This window comes from Agarilytica rhodophyticola, from assembly GCF_002157225.2.
GTDB classification, from domain to species: Bacteria; Pseudomonadota; Gammaproteobacteria; order Pseudomonadales; family Cellvibrionaceae; genus Agarilytica; species Agarilytica rhodophyticola.
Genome location: NZ_CP020038.1, coordinates 1,090,802 through 1,107,264, shown reverse-complemented (window position 1 = coordinate 1,107,264; position 16,463 = coordinate 1,090,802). Strand labels below are relative to the sequence as shown.

The window sequence follows — 16,463 nt, the reverse complement described above, 5'->3', positions numbered from 1 at the left end:
AAGATAATTATTTATGTTATGTGTATTTTTAAGCCGTAAATTTTACAAAAAGACATTTCATTTAACCTTAAAAAAATTTAATAAAATAAAATTAAAGCCAAGATCTCATCTCAGCGATCCGAAACTAAAACTTTACAATACTTTATTAAGTGAATAATTGCTAACAATAAACAATATCGAATTGCCTCTGTATTTTTATATTAAATAGCATTATGTCACTCGATAGCCCAAAGTGTCTTGTAATAACATTTCCATAAATTCAATATTTCTATATCTTTCATATCAATTCCGTTAAGTCTTAATTAACTTGATCGGAAACATCTAGAAGCTGTTTCATAACTCGCGAACGCAGGCGAGACAAGGCAAAAATAATCGAAAAAGCGGAGTTTACACGAAGTAAATGAGCATTTTGAGATTATTTTTAACGCTGTATCGGCACGTGCAGCAGTTATGAAATGGCTTCTAGTCATTGCTGCGATAACCATAAGCACTGATTTATAAAGACTCATTAAACCTCCTCATCACTATTCCAATAGTGAATGGATTCTATTTCATTTTATTTTTTGGAGCATTACATATGAATAAAATAAAAGGACTTAGTACTGCCATTTCAATGGCAGCGCTATGCGTTACCTTTGCACCTAATATACATGCCGCAAAACTTGTTAACGTCAACGCACTTACTAATAAAAATGCTATTATGGATCAAATTAATGGCGTAAAAGGGTTTTCATCAATTGCCGATTTTGTAGCGAGAAAAGAGCAAAAGAGCGACAAACACATCCGTATGGATCAGTACTACAAAGGTGTAAAAGTTTATGGTGGAGAAATTATTTCACACCTAAATAAGGCCGACATAGCTCATAATGTTTCTGGCTATATAATGCAAGATCTAAAGCTAGATACAGTTGTACCTAGCATTGATGAAAATACTGCTTTAGCCGCAGCAGGTTTTGATGAGAATAATTCACACTATAAAAACCCTAAAGTACAGCTAGTTGTAACATCTCATGGAAAATCAGGAACACTCGCCTATCATATTAATTATGTAATAGATGATGGTGTTGAGCCAAGTCGTCCATTTATTTTAATTGACGCACATTCAGGAGAGATTATTGAGCAGAGAGACGGGCTAACTCATGCAGAAGTTGGCACAGGCCCAGGAGGTAACGAAAAGACTGGTCAATATTTCTATGGTACTGATTTTGGTTTTCTCGATGTAACTCAAAATGGAACTGAGTGTTCAATGGAGAATACTAATGTTAGAACCATCAACCTTAACAATACGACAGATGGTACTGACATTCATACATTTGAATGTCCTCAAAATGAAGCAAAATTTATAAATGGTGCCTACTCCCCCTTAAACGACGCCCACTTTTTTGGCAGCATCGTATTTAATATGTACGACCAATGGTTAGATACCGCACCTCTGACTTTTCAATTAACAATGCGCGTTCACTACGGCGTCAATTATGAAAACGCATTTTGGGATGGCAGTTCAATGACATTCGGCGATGGAGCAACAACCTTCTATCCATTGGTCAGCCTCGACGTCGCCTCTCATGAAGTTAGCCATGGGTTTACAGAACAAAACTCTAACCTTATTTATGCGGAACAATCAGGTGGAATTAACGAAGCATTTTCCGACATAGCCGGTGAAGCAGCAGAATGTTTTAACAGCATGCAGGAAGATGGAACCTGCTCTAACGACTGGTTAGTAGGGGCACAAATATTTAAAGGCGACGGGTCATTACGTTATTTTGAAGACCCAACTTTAGATGGTCGCTCAATTGGCCACGCCGATGATTTTACCGCCGGAATGGATGTGCATTTTTCTTCGGGTGTGTTTAATCGAGCATTTTATTTACTGGCCAATATGGATGGATGGGATGTTAAAAAAGCTTTCACCGTATTTGCTCGCGCTAACCAAAATTATTGGACTGAAAGCACTGACTTTGACGATGGTGCCTGTGGAGTTCAAAGTGCAGCAGCAGATGCAGGTTACAGTACCGAAGACGTTACAACAGCATTTAATACCGTGGGCGTGTTAACCTGTGGGCAAGAACCACCACCACCAACAATTGACCCAATTACCATGAACTATAATGGCGCAGTCTCATTCGGTGGCTGGGTACACTTCGGCCCCTTCAATTCTACCGATGAACTAAGCGCGGTAATGACGGGTAGCGGTGATGCGAACCTCTACGTTCGCAAAGGGGCAAGGCCTAATTGGTTCAATTGGGATTGTCGTCCAAATGTCAGACGTTCATCAGATGAAAGTTGTACATCTGAGGCGGATGAAGCTATATATGTATCAGTCAATGCATTTTCATTTAGAGCCTCTAACTTCTCACTAGAAATTACATACACACCTAAGATTAAACGTGTTGTTGATAGTTTTAGTGGAGTTGTAGAAGCAAACACCTGGGATCATTTAGGGGAGTTTTCCTCTGTTGTACCATTGGTAGCAACTATGACTGGAACAGGAGACGCAGATTTGTATGTAAACTTTGGTTCTGAGCCAAGCCTCTCAGATTGGGTCTGCCGCCCTTATACATCAACATCTAATGAAACGTGCGAAGTATTTGCCAACGATAAAACTTTTATCTCTGTACGAGCATTTAGGGATGCTGAGTACAACTTAGACGTTGAAAGATGGGTACTAGAATAATTCAAAAATAATAAGCCGGGGCTTGTTAGCAAGCCCCTTTTGTACAATAAACTTTGCCTTCGGTATCGTTAATGCTCATGAGAAAGGAGTTCTGCGCCGAGCTTACGAAGGCAATGTCAATGGCTCACAGTTTGGGAATTGGCCAATTTGTTTTGTTCAAGAGCGATGTTAAAAAAGTGTTATAGGTACCAACTTTACACAGCCGCCTAAGCCGTATAGTGGATTATTTCTTATTAATTTCTTATCTGCACATCTTCATCAAATTGATTTGAGTAACCATTTCCTAAATCCGTTGTAAAAAATACACCTTTCAAGTTAGCTTCTTCAATTGCATCTTTGACGGCTTGATTACATTGTAATGTCATACAAGCGTTAAATTCTGTGCGGAATGTAGACCAGTTTTTAACTTTTTCTTCATGAAACGCTAGATTTTCTAAATCACCCCACTCATTTTTTTTACTCAACTGAGTGTCTAATCCGCCTTGTTCTTCCGCAACATGTAAAGGCGTAAACACGTAACAAGAGTTACCTTCATCATCAATTAAAGGCAAAAATTCACCATCGTCTTTAATAAGATTAAACAAAGTTTGATAGGCTTGATCATTCAAATAAAATCGACCTTCTTGAACAGTTATATCCGGCTTAAACAGTTTTTCATCACTCTCAAAATTTTTTTCGAAACTTACATTCAACGGCTTTGTAAAAATACCAGCATGACGAATAGGCGCACCGTTCATATCAATACGGTGATCCAATTGATTATTGGAAAGTTCGATAATTTGTGTGCTATCCCAAATCATCGAGAGATAGTGACGATTATCAAAAACAATTGTGTAAAGTGTCATATTATGAAAATCCTATCGGCCTGTTTGCGGCATTACGTTTGCTGGAACTGCACCACTTTGTAAGGCCACTCTAATCAAGCGTAGAGTATTTATCAATTGATCCGGCGTTTTAATCATCGTGGGGTTGATACGATTACGTAGCCAAAAATAATATTGCTCATGGTGGATGCGGCAGTGGGGAACAGCATGACGAAGATGATTTGGCATATATTTACGATCGTCCCAGTCCCGCGGCAACCAGCATCCATTATGAGGGTCATCAACTCGTATGCCTACCCACGCTAAGAGCAAACGAAGTGTTAAAGCGTCCCTATGCCCCCCTGAAATAATAGCATGAGCATCACACCGGGGCGAAGGGCGCGGGTGTCAGCTCGGCGCATATAACGTCCCATACGTGCGGAATCATGATTTTCTGATTGTAATTGTTCTTGTGTCATCTTTGCAGTGTTGGCACGGTACTTGTCCAGAAAATCACCAACCTGAGCCCGAGTCCGAAAGGCCATAAAATCAGCTAATGTTGGATGTTTAATATTTGCGAATTGGACAAGCAATTTTTCAACATGGGTAAACGCAGGCTTAATATCAGGAAACATTCGGCGATCCTTGTATGTGAGGTAAGAACAAAGATGAGCTCGATATTTTACCAGCCGTCCTACATTTCAATGACTAAGCTATCGCGCCAATAATTTTTATAGCACGACACTGCATGAGACATATATCAAGTTTTTTAACATCTCCGCTTACTATCGGCACGCGCTTGGTTCTGCTTTGCCAAGAACAGGAATAGACTCTAGTCCTAGTAAATATTTATTTTCCCTGATATTGATTAACCAACTCATAAACTGCGATAGCGCAAGCTGATGCCACATTCATCGACGAATTTTCGCCGAGCATGGGAATATGTACAACGTGATCTGAGGCATCGATAAGCCCTTGGCAAACGCCTCTATTTTCATCACCGAGTATAAGACATATTTTATCGTACAAAGATGTTGTAAATGTTCGAATATCTACACTGGCAGAGGTAATCTCTAAACTAATAATTTTATAACCGTCACTTTTAAGCTCTTTAACAATTGTTAAGGGTTCTTGAGCATAGGCAAAAGGCACAATTTTATGTGTGGATCTTGAAGTTTTATTAATCTTTCTATTAGGCGGTACAGCAGAATTACCTGATAAATAAATCTTTTCTAGCGCAAAGGCATCCGCCAATCTAAATAAGCTGCCAATATTAACTGCCAGATTGATATCATGTGCCAGTAGACAAATAGGATATCGCTTCATTTGCACAGAATGTTGGGAATGATCCAACTGGATATTCTTCATAAAAATAAAATACTAATAAAAAATAAGGGGCCATAAGTAAACCTCACGGCCTCTTATTTTATTGTGAAAGTTAATATCCAGCAGCCATACCATCTTTGCGCGATTCAGAGGCACCATAATAAACCCCCTGTTCTGAATCTCGCATTATTGCTTGGTAACCACCATAACCACCGAGACCATAACGCACTTTATGCCCCATTTGCATTAAATCACGAATCGTCTGGTAGGGAACGCCGTCTTCTACCTCAACATAGCCACCATCTTCAAGGAAGCTAGTAGAGGACTCGGTCGGCTCGGTAGAGCCAAAGTGCTGCCAACGCGGAGCGTCTCCAGCCTCTTGTAAGTTCATACCAAAATCTACGATGTTAACTAAAATTTGCACATGACCTTGCGGTTGCATTGCTCCCCCCATTAAACCGAAACTAATATAGGGCTCGCCATTTTTGGTAACAAAAGCGGGAATAATTGTATGAAAAGGTCGCTTTCCTGGCGCATAAACATTAGCATGTTTACGATCCATAGAAAAAAGCTGGCCTCTATCCTGAAAAACAAAACCGAGACCCGGAACCACAACACCTGATCCCATACCACGATAATTACTTTGAATTAGAGACACCATATTGCCCTCTTCATCGGCCGTGGTCAGATAAATGGTATCGCCTTCATATAGTGCCGGATTACCCGCATCAACACGTTTAGCTGCGCGTTCACCAATAAGCTTTGCTCTTTCTTTGCCATAATTTTGAGATATCAAACCCTGGATAGGCTGTTTTCCAAAAGCCAAATCTGCATAAAAGTGTGCTCTATCCTCAAACGCAAGTTTCTTAGCTTCGAATAAAGTATGCAGAGCCTCTACACTGTTAAATCCCATTGCATCTAGATCAAAATTTTTTAAAATTTGTAGCATTTGAAGTGCGGCAATTCCCTGTCCGTTAGGGGGTAATTCCCACAGCGTATGTCCTTTATATTCAACACCTAAGGGCTCAACCCATTCTGAGGTATGTTCAGCTAAATCTTCGTAACGCAAATAGCCGCCATTCTTCTTCATAAAGAGATCAATTGCTCGCGCTATCTTGCCTTTGTAAAAGGCGTCACGTCCATTTTGAGCAATTAACTTATAAGTATCAGCAAGCGCGGGATTACGAAACATTTCACCTTTTTTAGGGGCTTTTCCATTAATCGTAAAATGTTCGACAAAAGCGCCTGGTTGTGGTGACAGCCGTGGCACAGACAAGTTCCAGTAATGGGCAATTAGCTCGCTCACGGGAAAACCATCCTCTGCATATTTGATTGTGGGTGAGAGGATTTTTTGCATGTCGAGCTTGCCAAAACGCTTGTGCAACTCGAACCAGCCATCAACAGCACCAGGCACATTGATTGGCAGCATGCCATAAGGAGGTAGGAATTCACGATCTAATTGCTTAAGCTCTTTTTTCAGTTTGTTATAACTTAAGCCTTTAGGTGAACGACCACTAGCATTGAGGCCATAGAGTTTTTTACTTTTTGCATCCCAAACAATAGCAAATAAATCGCCACCGATACCGCTTCCTGTCGGCTCCATGAGGCCTAAGGCAGCGTTAGCGGCAATAGCCGCGTCAATTGCATTGCCTCCTGACTTCATGATATCCAAGGCAATCTGTGTAGCCAAAGGCTGACTGGTAGCTGCCATAGCATTTGGAGCTATAGTTTCTGAACGGGTGGCATCCACACGACCCGTTACGCGATCCACTGCATGAACAAATTGGCACAATGATAAAGCTAAGAGAAAAGATGTAATTTTCATGGTATCTCCGGAGTTCAGGGAGTATTTATTCAGCAAGCCAGGTAACCTGAAGTATTGGCTTATCTTGGTAAAAAATTTGTCCTTCAAACAAGCCGCCTGGTGGCACCTTGCCGACACCTTTTGGGGTGCCTGTCATAATAATATCGCCGTCTTGTAAACTCATAAAAGACGAACACTCGTTTAGAATTTTCTCAGGTTTGTTTAACATCATATCAAAACCTGCCGCCTGACGTAGTTCACCGTCAATGCTCATTTCAAATCTCAAAGCCTCGAGGGAGCTATTAGGCAATGGGATAAAATCGCTAAACACAGCTGCACCATTAAAGGCTTTGGCACGTTCCCAAGGCAGTCTCTTTTCTTTTAATATCGACTGTAAGGCTCTCTTGGTCAAATCCAACCCCAAACCTAGGCCAGCAAAAGAATTATTTTCTATGAGAAAACATAGTTCAGCTTCATAATGTAAAGGTTCATCTATGAAAGCTTTAGGCCTATTGCTAATAGCAGAATTTGGCTTAACAAAAAATACAATATCATCAGGGATATCGTTGCCCAACTCACGAGCGTGTTCTGCATAATTACGTCCCACACAAACAATCTTACTTGGTGCAATTTTTTCATCGCCAAAATTTACAGTTTGCATATTGCTGCCTTAAAATATAAAAATGTAAATAATTTCAATTTGTCTTCGGCCCGCTGACTAATTTCTATCAACAGGCCCCATACTCATCCTTTTTGTTTGGCATCAATCCAATCATTAACAAGCTTGTCTAACACATCGAGAGGCACTGGACCATTTTTTAACACGACTTCATGAAACTCACGAATATCGTATTTATCTTTAAGTTGTTGTTTCGCCTTTTGCCGCAGCTCTAAAATTTTTAACATACCAATCTTATAAGCTGTTGCCTGCGAAGGCATCACAATATAACGTTCAATAGCTTTGATTGAATCATTTTCAGGGTTAGGTGTATTGGCAATCAAGTAGTCGATAGCCTGCTGCCTTGTCCATTTTTTAGCATGTATTCCAGTATCCACAACCAGACGGCAAGCACGCCACAACTCCATAGCTAAACGGCCGAAGTCGGAATATGGGTCTTCGTAGAAGCCGTACTCTTTTGGGATAAGTTCTGAGTACAGCCCCCAGCCTTCGACATAGGCCGTGTAGCCACCAAACTTTCTAAATTTTGGCATATGTTCAATTTCTTGGGCAATACTGATTTGCATATGATGGCCAGGAATACCCTCGTGATACGCTAACGCTTCCATTTGATAAATAGGCATAGCTGACATTTCGTAAAGGTTCGCATAATAGGTACCCGGACGAGAGCCGTCAGGAGCAGGGCGTTGATAAAAAGCTTTTCCCGCAGACTTCTCTCGGAAAGGCTCAACAGCTTTCACTATTAAGTCAGCTTTTGGTTTGACAATAAATAACTTATCAAGATTGCTTTTCATAGTGTTAATAAGATCTGTCGCCTTGGTTAAGTATTCCTGTTTACCAGCCTCGGACTGAGGATAATAAAACTGCTTATCCTTACGCATGAATACAAAAAATTCTTGCAACGAACCTTTAAAGTTAACTTTTTCCATAATCGTACGCATTTCATCATGAATGCGTTTAACTTCCCTAACGCCAATATTATGAATTTCATCTGCTGAAAGTTGGGTTGTTGTAGTTGTTTCTAACGCGTGTCGATAGAAAGCTTCTCCTTCAGGAAATTTCCAAGCGCCATCATTGGTATCTGAAGATTTCTCTAACTTGGCTAAATAAGAAACAAGTTTTTTATAGGCCGGCCCAACCTTTTTCTTTAATGCGTTTTCAGCCTTACTCACTAACTCGTTCTTCTGTTTTTGATTAGCATTAAGCTTTTCGACTTTCTTTTTAAAGTCTGCCATTAAAGTACTATCTTCCCCTTTTTCAAAAGGCGACCCTTTAACTACATTATTAGAATCTCTAATAACGTGCGCGAAAACGAATTTAGGTGCGATAATTTTTTTCTTTTTACGAGTTTCTAAATTATCAATCAACTGATCGATAAGCAAAGGGATACCTTCCAAACGCGAAATATATGCCTTTGCATCTTCAACACTGCTTACTTGATGAATATTAATGAGGAATGAAGGAATGGTAGAGTGAATACCAAACATTTGATTAACAGGATAGTTGTAATGCCGCCATTTATAATCATTAATAGAATCTGTTAGCTTCTTCTCATACAACTGATAACTTAACAAAGTAGCTTTATCTAGTTTTTTAACATCAATGGTTTTCAGCGTAGTAAGCTGCTTTTTAGTAAAGTCATAACTTTCTTTTGCAAAAGCTTCGGAAATATCGTCCCACTTATCATTGTTGTCTTTTATTCCCAAATAGCCCTGAGAAATTGGGCTGCGAGCAATTTCCGCATTAAACAGTTCATCGAATAAAACATTCGCCTTATCGCTTTCTGATTGCTCAGCTGTTACACTAGTGCTAGCGATCAAAAGTGTCGCACATAGAACCAACCTATTTATTAACTTAGTCATTAATTTGCTCATGCCCACTTTAGTAAAAGTTATAATGAAAGCAAAATGACTGGATTTATTTATTGTCATCACAACGGCCTTGTAAATATTAAATTTATACCCTAAGGGAACGAACTAGCAGTTGGCATCCTCAATGATATTGGGAGAAAAGTAATTGCTAGAGTGTTTACAAAAGCGTTAGTTGCAATACCGAAAGCTGTAAATGACTAGAGAAAGAATACGAAAATAGTGCTTAAATTATATCTAACGGCTTGTTCGCACTAAGACTCTCAAATACTTTTCTCAAATAATTAGTAGTGATAGGTAAAGACAGTGGCTGAAGGTGGTTGTTAGCGGCAATAGTTATCGCCTCGCCAAACGCCCAGGTTTTCCTCAAACTGCTCCCGCAAAAAACGTCTGAACTCTCGGAATCTAAGCGTATCTCTAAGATCAGGGTGAGATAACATCCACAAGTCGAAGCGGTGCCACTTTTCATGAGGGGGGATACGAACCAAATCAATTTCTGGATCACACATAAAACAAGGCATCATCACTAGCCCCATATGTGCCTTGGCAGCATAGAGCTGCATAAAAGGATCATTAATATGGTGTTTAATTGGTAGATGTGGAAATGAGCTGGATAAAACCCAGTCTGGGTAGCGACTTTCATCGTCCCAGCCAATCCAGTTCGACTCATCGGCGTTACCTAAATCCTGGGTTTGCGCATAACGTTTGGAGCAATAAACGGCACTATAAACATCGACTAATTTTGTGCCGATAAGCTCATCCGGTGGCGAGCTTCCCTTCAGCATAATACGCAGAGCTATGTCAGCCTCTCCTTTATTTAAGTCAAACGGAGTGTAAGAAGGAATTATTTCTAAGTCGACCTGGCTATGCTCACGTGAAAATAATGATAAAGACTCCATGAGTGGCTTAACAATTATGTGGTTGGGAATGGTTAAGCGAATTGCCCCTTCCATAATGCCACTGTTAGCCAGTAGTTTGCGCTCAATCTCATAGGCATCAGCCTCCATCCTTAAAGCAACAAGTAACAATTCTTGTCCCGACTCTGTGAGTTTAAATCCGGAGGGCAACCGATTAAATAGTTTGGTATCTAGAGCATCTTCTAATTCGCTAATACGTCGGGTAACCGTAGAGGGGCTTAACAAGTGCTCATTGGCAACAGCCCGGGCTGAACCTTCGCGATGCAAAGCCAAAAACAATTTAATTGTGTCCCAATTCATATTGCGATTATTCATGTATGCGATCAACTATACCTTTTATATTAACCGGCAATGCTTGAGAACCTGCTTTACCAAACACTCTCTGCCGCTTACCACATTGTTCAATCCGCAACATTCCTCCCGCTGCAGACAACTGCCGACTACGAACATTAGTTTTAGCTAATTTCTCCTGCCAGTATGGCGCCAACATAGCATTGGCAGATCCAGTGGCTTTATCCTCATACTGACCGTATTGTGGCGTAAAGTAACGCATAACATAGTCGTGCTTCCAGTGTTCTCCAAGAGCCGTTACGATTACAGCTCGGCGGCTTAAACGGATAAGCTGCTGCGTGTTAATAATGCATTGCTTGACCGCTTTTCTGTTATAAAGTTCGAGTATGCAGTAATCTTTTTCAGAGCCCACAAGAATGACATCTTTTATAGGCTTATTAATAACATTACCCCACGCGCGCTTTTGATAAGAGGTCGACAAAGGTAAAACAGGGCTTAGATAAAATACCTCGTTATTTTTGCAGCCAATTTCAACCTTGCCCCCTGGAGTTACAAGAGAACAAAAGGCATCTCCTGGTTTATTATGTGCCCTTATTTTGAATAAGGTATGAGCTACTGCAACACTGCCAGAACCGCAGCGAAGTATTTCACGCCCGTTCTGAAAGAATCGAGCGCCAGCTCTTGTTTTACCATCATTTTTATTTTCAGATAAGCAGAGAAAAACAATAATATAGGGTGAAAGTTTAAGAGATATATCTACGTAGTAATCCCTACAGCCAGTCTGACATACATATAGCTGAGGCGAAATAGATGTTGTTTCAACGAAAACTAAATGCTGATTTCCTTGGCATTGCTCGCCAGTAAACGATGTGACCAAATGGCAGTTTACCGGCGAGAAGCTTATGTCATGCATTACTTTTTAATAAGAAAGTGCTGAACATATCATCTTGTGCCAGCCACAACTTTTCGACCTGCCAGCCAACACTTTGGGCCAGAGCTGTAAACTCTTTTGGGGAGTATTTAAAAGAACTTTCTGTATGAATACTTTCGCCTTTTTCAAATTCAACCGCAGTGTCATCGAGATACAATATATGAGGTTCAAGACAAACTAAGTGCATTTCAATACAGCCTTTGTACATATTGTAATAGGCGTAGTGCTCAAACTTTTCTTTCGCTACCACACTGTCAAAATGGCTACTGATACGATCGAGAATGTTAAGGTTAAATTTAGCAGTCACCCCATCTTTATCGTTATATGCCCGATGTAATTTTTCGGGAGACTTTTTAGTATCCACGCCTATAATCATGTAACTATTTTTACCCAATGTAGTACGCGCATTGGCAAGAAAGGCCTTAGCTTCGTCAGGCTTAAAATTGCCAATAGTTGAGCCAGGGAAAAACCCTATTTTTTCCAAGCCGCCTACATCACCAATTTCAATAGGTTGACAAAAATCTCCTTCAATAGGCGAGACAACAAGCTTGGAAAATTCTTTGCTTAAATCGAGGCATGACTCACGCAAATGATCCCCTGAAATATCAATTGGAATAAATTTTTTAATTCCTTCTACCGCTTGCAATAAAGGCTTAACTTTCAATAAGGAACCAGCACCAAATTCTATTAGTGCATATTCACCTTCAAGTAACTTGGCTACATCTGCAGCTATTTTTGGCAATAAAGCTAATTCTGTTTTGTAAGGATAATACTCATCTAAGTCGCATATTTGATCAAAGTATTCTGAGCCTTTTTTATCATAGAAATACTTTGGATGAAGGGTCTTAGTTTTTTTTGTCAGTCCATCGATTACATCTTTGTAGAATTCATCTCGCTCAACCGAATATTCAGCTTTGCGTAAAGCCGCTTCAGGCATTTAGATATCCTCCGCCAATCTCACGCCTGTAAACTGCCAGCGCTGGTGTGGGTAAAAGAAGTTGCGGTAACTTGCGCGCATCTGCCAACTTGGCGTCGCACAAGAACCACCTTTTAAGACATACTGATTTGACATAAATTTGCCATTGTATTCCCCAAGGGCACCCTGCTTTGGATCGAAGCCAGGATATGGGGAAAAAGCACTCTGCGTCCATTCCCATACATCGCCATAAATATCACTAAAGCTTTCACTATTAGGCGCTGAGGGCTGAGGGCGCCACCGATTAGCTTCTAAGAAATTACCAGTAATTTTTTTATTGTGTGCAGCCAGTTCCCATTCATGTTCACGAGGCAAACGCTTACCTTGCCAACGAGCGAAGGCTTCAGCTTCGTAATAGCTCACATGACAAACAGGTGCTGTGGAATCAAGCTCTCGCAAACCATTGAGACCATATTGGTACCACTTGCTCTCCAGTTTGCGCCAGTACAAAGGGGCTTGCCATTGCTCTTGATTTTTACGAGCCCAACCATCTGATAGCCACAACAGAGAGTCGTCATAACCGCCATCTTCAATAAAAGCTATCCACTCGGCATTATTGACTAAACGTGAAGCTAATTTAAAAGGCTGCAATAACGTCTTATGACGTGGCTGCTCACAGTCATAACTAAAGCCTTGCCAAGTGTTATCCCCTTCTGTGAGAGCACCAACTTCGATAACACCACCATCAAAACTCAACATATTCATAGTCGAAGCACTTTGGCTAAGCACTTCATTGTTATTCGAAATAATGGCCGGATGCATTGGGTTATGAGAGAGCATATGCAGCACATCCGTTAGGAATAATTCTTGATGCTGCATTTCGTGATGTAAGCCGATTGTAACTAACGCCTCCACCTCTTCTGCTCGATCAGTGAGCACTTCGCGCATATGAGCATCCACATGCTGACGATAATTAAGCACCTCATCCAAGCTTGGGCGTGTGAGTAAACCCCGTTGAGGCCTAGCATGACGCGCACCAACAGTATCGTAATAAGAATTAAACAAATAACAGTAGTCTTGATTAAACCACTGAAACTGCGACATGAATTTTTGTAGGATGAAGGTCTCAAAAAACCATGAGGTATGGGCAAGATGCCATTTACCAGGGCTTGCATCAGGCATCGATTGCACAGTTAAATCTTCTGCACTAAGACCTTTGGTAAGGGCTACTGTCTGCTGACGAACCTGGTTGTAATAATCTAACAAGCGATCATGAACCACCATATCCCCCTATTGTTAGAGTTATAAGTTAGCAAGCCAGTATTATGGTTGCCATCGAGTACTTTAAAGGTACTGCTATTTATTTGGTGGATAACATTATCGCCTGAATAAAATAATATTGTTGGGCGTGTTGCATTCATGCAACACGCCAAGCCAATTATAGGCAATATCTGTAAGAAAATTCAAAAGAATGCGCACATTTATTAAATTTTTATCGAACATATACCCTATAAAGCAACTTAGGTGACATTATAATAGTGAGCCTAAGTCAATCAGTTGAGTTTCGCCGCTATTATCGTCAACACCATCGTTATCGTTGATAATATAAACCTTACCATCGGCGGTTACTGCTGAACCCTCCACTTTTTCATAAATTAAACCACCCGGTGCGCGCAGGTCCGCCATTAGGTCTCTCACTAATGTTTTGCTAATCGTACTGTTTGCAACTGCAGCAGAAAGATCAACGCTGTAAAGACGTTTAATTGCCGCATCTGGACCACCTTGATTATCGCGCTCGATAAGAAGAAACTCCCCACTACCGATAGATGTTAGATCAGATAAGCCAACCCAACCGCCATTCTGTGATTCAACTGCATCTAGAGGATAAAACACAAAACTCCAGGTCATATTTGTTAAGTCATAAATGCCAATGCGTGGATTAGCCTCACTTCCCCAGGCACGCTGGAATGCCACATATAACTTGTTATCGTACTCAGCAACCCCTTCAAAACCGAAACGCAGCTGCATATCATTAACACCGCTTGGAAGAGAGATAACATTCTCGATAACACCATTGGCATCAGTTTTGAAGATAAAGTTTAACGAGTTAATTGGACGGTTGCTGTCATTGACTGTACCACTGCCTTCAGATGCAATCCAAAAACCACCATCCGCAGCTTTAGCAATACCTTCCGCATCAATATTGACTGTTTTGTCTTCATTAATCATCAGTTGCAAATCAGCTTCATCAAAAACATTAACACGACTGGCATCGTCATCATTCACTGAAGCGTCGACTAAGTTTGCTGCCGGATATGTAGCGAATACATCATTACTATCACTGATTCGAGTTTCTCTGGTAATACGCGCTGCAGCATGCTCATCTTTTGCTGTTTGAATAGTAAAAATACGCGTGGACTTGAAGAAACTATCTTCAATACTGTAGAGGGTATTATTAACTAACGGATCGGCAGCAAGCCCTGACATTGCCCCCCAAGGAATGGGCGAGCCGTCTTCTCTATCAGTCGAGTACAAAGTAGGATAAGAAGCTGGTGTATGATCGTAGCGGTAAATATTGATGGCAGAGCGCAGCTTATCGCCACGGTTATCTTCTTCGCTGGCAACCACCAGTAAATTTCTCGCGGGGATTGCAAGCCCGCCTTCAGGTGCAGCAGCAGCAGGTAGTACTTGTTTGTATCGTGGCTTTGAGGGATCAGCTACGTCATAGACTAAGACTAAACTCGAGCGCTCTGAATTAACAAATAGATAGCGATCGTTGCCATAAATACCTACTTCAACATTTTCAGGCTCGTTACCTTTATTTCCCGAACGCTTATCAGGATAATGACCTAGGCGTGCCGTTAAATGATCAATGCTCTCTGCGGCCGTCCACACAACATCACCCTGAGTATTAAAGATTGTAAAACCACGGCTACCTCCATTTAGATCTCCTTCATCAGCTGTTGCAAAGTATTCATTATTAATCCACGCGACACCGTCTGGTTCACGTAACACATTATCTTGGTTTTCTGATTGATCAATAAATAAAGGCGAGCCTTCTGTCAAATCAACAGCAACTAAATCTGCTGAACCTGCAGGAAAATTGTTTACGATTTCACCGTTAACAAGGTTTACTAAAATGATGTGGTTGTTTTCCTGTAATGTTACAACGGCAACATTATTCTGATTAATATCAACATATTCAGGTTCTGGATCAGCAGCATATAAGTCTGCCACACCGGTTAAATCCACCATACGAGTTGACCAATTAGCTGGATTTGCATCGGCAGTATCCACAATGACAAAACTCCCAGCGGGTAACTGAGGGGGAGCGCCATCATCCAAATCTTCGTCGCGTTCATTTTCGATAACAACCGCCGCAAATTGGCCATCAGGACTAACGGCAACCGAATCTGGTTGGCCACCTAAATCTAGACTGCGCACAATCGTCTGATTAGTAATATCAACCACATCAAGTTGGCCCGAAACATTGATAAAGTCGGTGGATGTATTCACTCCTACCAAAGCGTAAGCGCCTTTGACGGCAACAGATGTAGGTTCACCGGATAAATTGAGAGTTCCCGCAGCCAAAGGCTGAGAAATATCGCGAATATTGACAAAACCCAGCTGATTTTCCGGGCTATCGGTATATATCAAACTCATACCATCGCTACTAGCGGCAATAATTTCAGCGGCTGTCTCAGTGTCGGTATCGCAATCAGTATCAATCTGTGAGCACACTAAAAAAGACGAAACACGGTTAAAGTTTTGCCTTTCATTAAGCACCGTTGGCGCACAAATATGAGAAGTATCGTTAATTTCATCGGCATCTAAGACGCTATTATTATTAGCATCTAGCCCCGAATCTATCCTAGTTCCACCTTGAAAGCACTGGGAATCCCCTTGGTTGACAGGAGTTTGCGTGATTAAGCTTTGTCGGCCATCCATACCTGCTGGGCCTTGCACCCCCGCACTGCCATCGTCCCCATCGCAGCCAGCAAGCGTGACAAACGCAGATAACATTGCTGTAGATATTATTGTTTTACTGTAAATAAACACTGTTTTCGCCCCATATCATATAATTTAAAGCGCTATTTTGAGGAGAATAAATGACAGTTATATGAACGCCACTTGATTATAATAAGACCAACAACTAAGGCCTAAGCGATCACAACGACGGATGATTATGCAAGCGCTTAAGGTACTCGTATAAGGGTTTCTAAAAATAGTGGTTTCTAAATAGTAGGTCGCAGA

Annotated in this window: 13 protein-coding genes; 1 reads left to right on the top strand and 12 read right to left on the bottom strand. The window is 40.9% G+C overall.

What is annotated here, in order from left to right; all coding sequences use genetic code 11:
- Positions 1 to 577 precede the first annotated feature (577 nt).
- On the top strand, positions 578 to 2,674 hold the full coding sequence (locus BVC89_RS04725) for a M4 family metallopeptidase (RefSeq protein ID WP_158657782.1): 2,097 nt from the start codon (positions 578 to 580) through the stop codon (positions 2,672 to 2,674).
- Positions 2,675 to 2,907: 233 nt separating this feature from the next.
- Here the strand turns inward: BVC89_RS04725 and BVC89_RS04720 are convergent, their stop codons facing one another.
- The 12 genes from BVC89_RS04720 to BVC89_RS04665 all read right to left on the bottom strand — a co-directional run bounded on the left by BVC89_RS04720 (position 2,908) and on the right by BVC89_RS04665 (position 16,268).
- A complete protein-coding gene (locus BVC89_RS04720) occupies positions 2,908 to 3,519 on the bottom strand; it encodes a hypothetical protein (protein ID WP_086930089.1) in 612 nt (203 codons plus the stop codon).
- A gap of 12 nt (positions 3,520 to 3,531) precedes the next feature.
- Positions 3,532 to 3,846, bottom strand: coding sequence for an AHH domain-containing protein (locus BVC89_RS04715; protein ID WP_245929408.1), 315 nt, complete (start codon positions 3,844 to 3,846; stop codon positions 3,532 to 3,534).
- Positions 3,819 to 4,112 (bottom strand): hypothetical protein, encoded by a 294-nt coding sequence (locus tag BVC89_RS04710; RefSeq protein ID WP_086930087.1) that lies wholly within the window; start codon positions 4,110 to 4,112, stop codon positions 3,819 to 3,821. The genes BVC89_RS04715 and BVC89_RS04710 overlap by 28 nt, the downstream gene beginning before the upstream one ends.
- A gap of 214 nt (positions 4,113 to 4,326) precedes the next feature.
- The gene (locus tag BVC89_RS04705) at positions 4,327 to 4,845 is read right to left on the bottom strand and encodes a TrmH family RNA methyltransferase (RefSeq protein ID WP_086930086.1); all 519 of its coding nucleotides are present in this window, start codon (positions 4,843 to 4,845) and stop codon (positions 4,327 to 4,329) included.
- 70 nt (positions 4,846 to 4,915) lie between these two features.
- Positions 4,916 to 6,628 carry a gamma-glutamyltransferase gene (gene ggt / locus BVC89_RS04700; RefSeq protein ID WP_086930085.1) on the bottom strand — a complete coding sequence of 571 codons (1,713 nt, stop codon included), beginning with the start codon at positions 6,626 to 6,628 and terminating at the stop codon, positions 4,916 to 4,918.
- Between the two features lie 25 nt (positions 6,629 to 6,653).
- Entirely contained in the window at positions 6,654 to 7,268 is a 615-nt protein-coding gene (locus BVC89_RS04695) for a fumarylacetoacetate hydrolase family protein (protein ID WP_086930084.1), read from the bottom strand.
- 83 nt (positions 7,269 to 7,351) lie between these two features.
- The gene (locus BVC89_RS04690; protein WP_086934509.1) at positions 7,352 to 9,148 is read right to left on the bottom strand and encodes a DUF885 domain-containing protein; all 1,797 of its coding nucleotides are present in this window, start codon (positions 9,146 to 9,148) and stop codon (positions 7,352 to 7,354) included.
- A gap of 329 nt (positions 9,149 to 9,477) precedes the next feature.
- Entirely contained in the window at positions 9,478 to 10,386 is a 909-nt protein-coding gene (locus BVC89_RS04685; RefSeq protein ID WP_086930083.1) for a LysR family transcriptional regulator, read from the bottom strand.
- Positions 10,379 to 11,275 (bottom strand): PhzF family phenazine biosynthesis protein, encoded by an 897-nt coding sequence (locus tag BVC89_RS04680; protein ID WP_086930082.1) that lies wholly within the window; start codon positions 11,273 to 11,275, stop codon positions 10,379 to 10,381. The genes BVC89_RS04685 and BVC89_RS04680 overlap by 8 nt, the downstream gene beginning before the upstream one ends.
- Positions 11,268 to 12,230, bottom strand: a complete 963-nt coding sequence (gene egtD, locus BVC89_RS04675; protein ID WP_086930081.1) for an L-histidine N(alpha)-methyltransferase — start codon at positions 12,228 to 12,230, stop codon at positions 11,268 to 11,270. The genes BVC89_RS04680 and egtD overlap by 8 nt, the downstream gene beginning before the upstream one ends.
- Positions 12,231 to 13,493, bottom strand: a complete 1,263-nt coding sequence (gene egtB / locus BVC89_RS04670; RefSeq protein WP_086930080.1) for an ergothioneine biosynthesis protein EgtB — start codon at positions 13,491 to 13,493, stop codon at positions 12,231 to 12,233.
- Between the two features lie 246 nt (positions 13,494 to 13,739).
- Positions 13,740 to 16,268: an esterase-like activity of phytase family protein gene (locus tag BVC89_RS04665; RefSeq protein WP_245929342.1), complete on the bottom strand. Its 2,529-nt coding sequence runs from the start codon at positions 16,266 to 16,268 to the stop codon at positions 13,740 to 13,742.
- Positions 16,269 to 16,463: the final 195 nt, after the last annotated feature.

Coding starts and splice junctions, on each gene's coding strand:
- BVC89_RS04720 (WP_086930089.1), bottom strand. CDS start 3,519: ATGACACTTTACACAATTGTTTTTGATAATCGTCACTATCTCTCGATG.
- BVC89_RS04725 (WP_158657782.1), top strand. CDS start 578: ATGAATAAAATAAAAGGACTTAGTACTGCCATTTCAATGGCAGCGCTA.
- BVC89_RS04680 (WP_086930082.1), bottom strand. CDS start 11,275: ATGCATGACATAAGCTTCTCGCCGGTAAACTGCCATTTGGTCACATCG.
- BVC89_RS04685 (WP_086930083.1), bottom strand. CDS start 10,386: ATGAATAATCGCAATATGAATTGGGACACAATTAAATTGTTTTTGGCT.
- BVC89_RS04710 (WP_086930087.1), bottom strand. CDS start 4,112: ATGTTTCCTGATATTAAGCCTGCGTTTACCCATGTTGAAAAATTGCTT.
- ggt (WP_086930085.1), bottom strand. CDS start 6,628: ATGAAAATTACATCTTTTCTCTTAGCTTTATCATTGTGCCAATTTGTT.
- BVC89_RS04705 (WP_086930086.1), bottom strand. CDS start 4,845: ATGAAGAATATCCAGTTGGATCATTCCCAACATTCTGTGCAAATGAAG.
- BVC89_RS04690 (WP_086934509.1), bottom strand. CDS start 9,148: ATGACTAAGTTAATAAATAGGTTGGTTCTATGTGCGACACTTTTGATC.
- egtB (WP_086930080.1), bottom strand. CDS start 13,493: ATGGTGGTTCATGATCGCTTGTTAGATTATTACAACCAGGTTCGTCAG.
- egtD (WP_086930081.1), bottom strand. CDS start 12,230: ATGCCTGAAGCGGCTTTACGCAAAGCTGAATATTCGGTTGAGCGAGAT.
- BVC89_RS04695 (WP_086930084.1), bottom strand. CDS start 7,268: ATGCAAACTGTAAATTTTGGCGATGAAAAAATTGCACCAAGTAAGATT.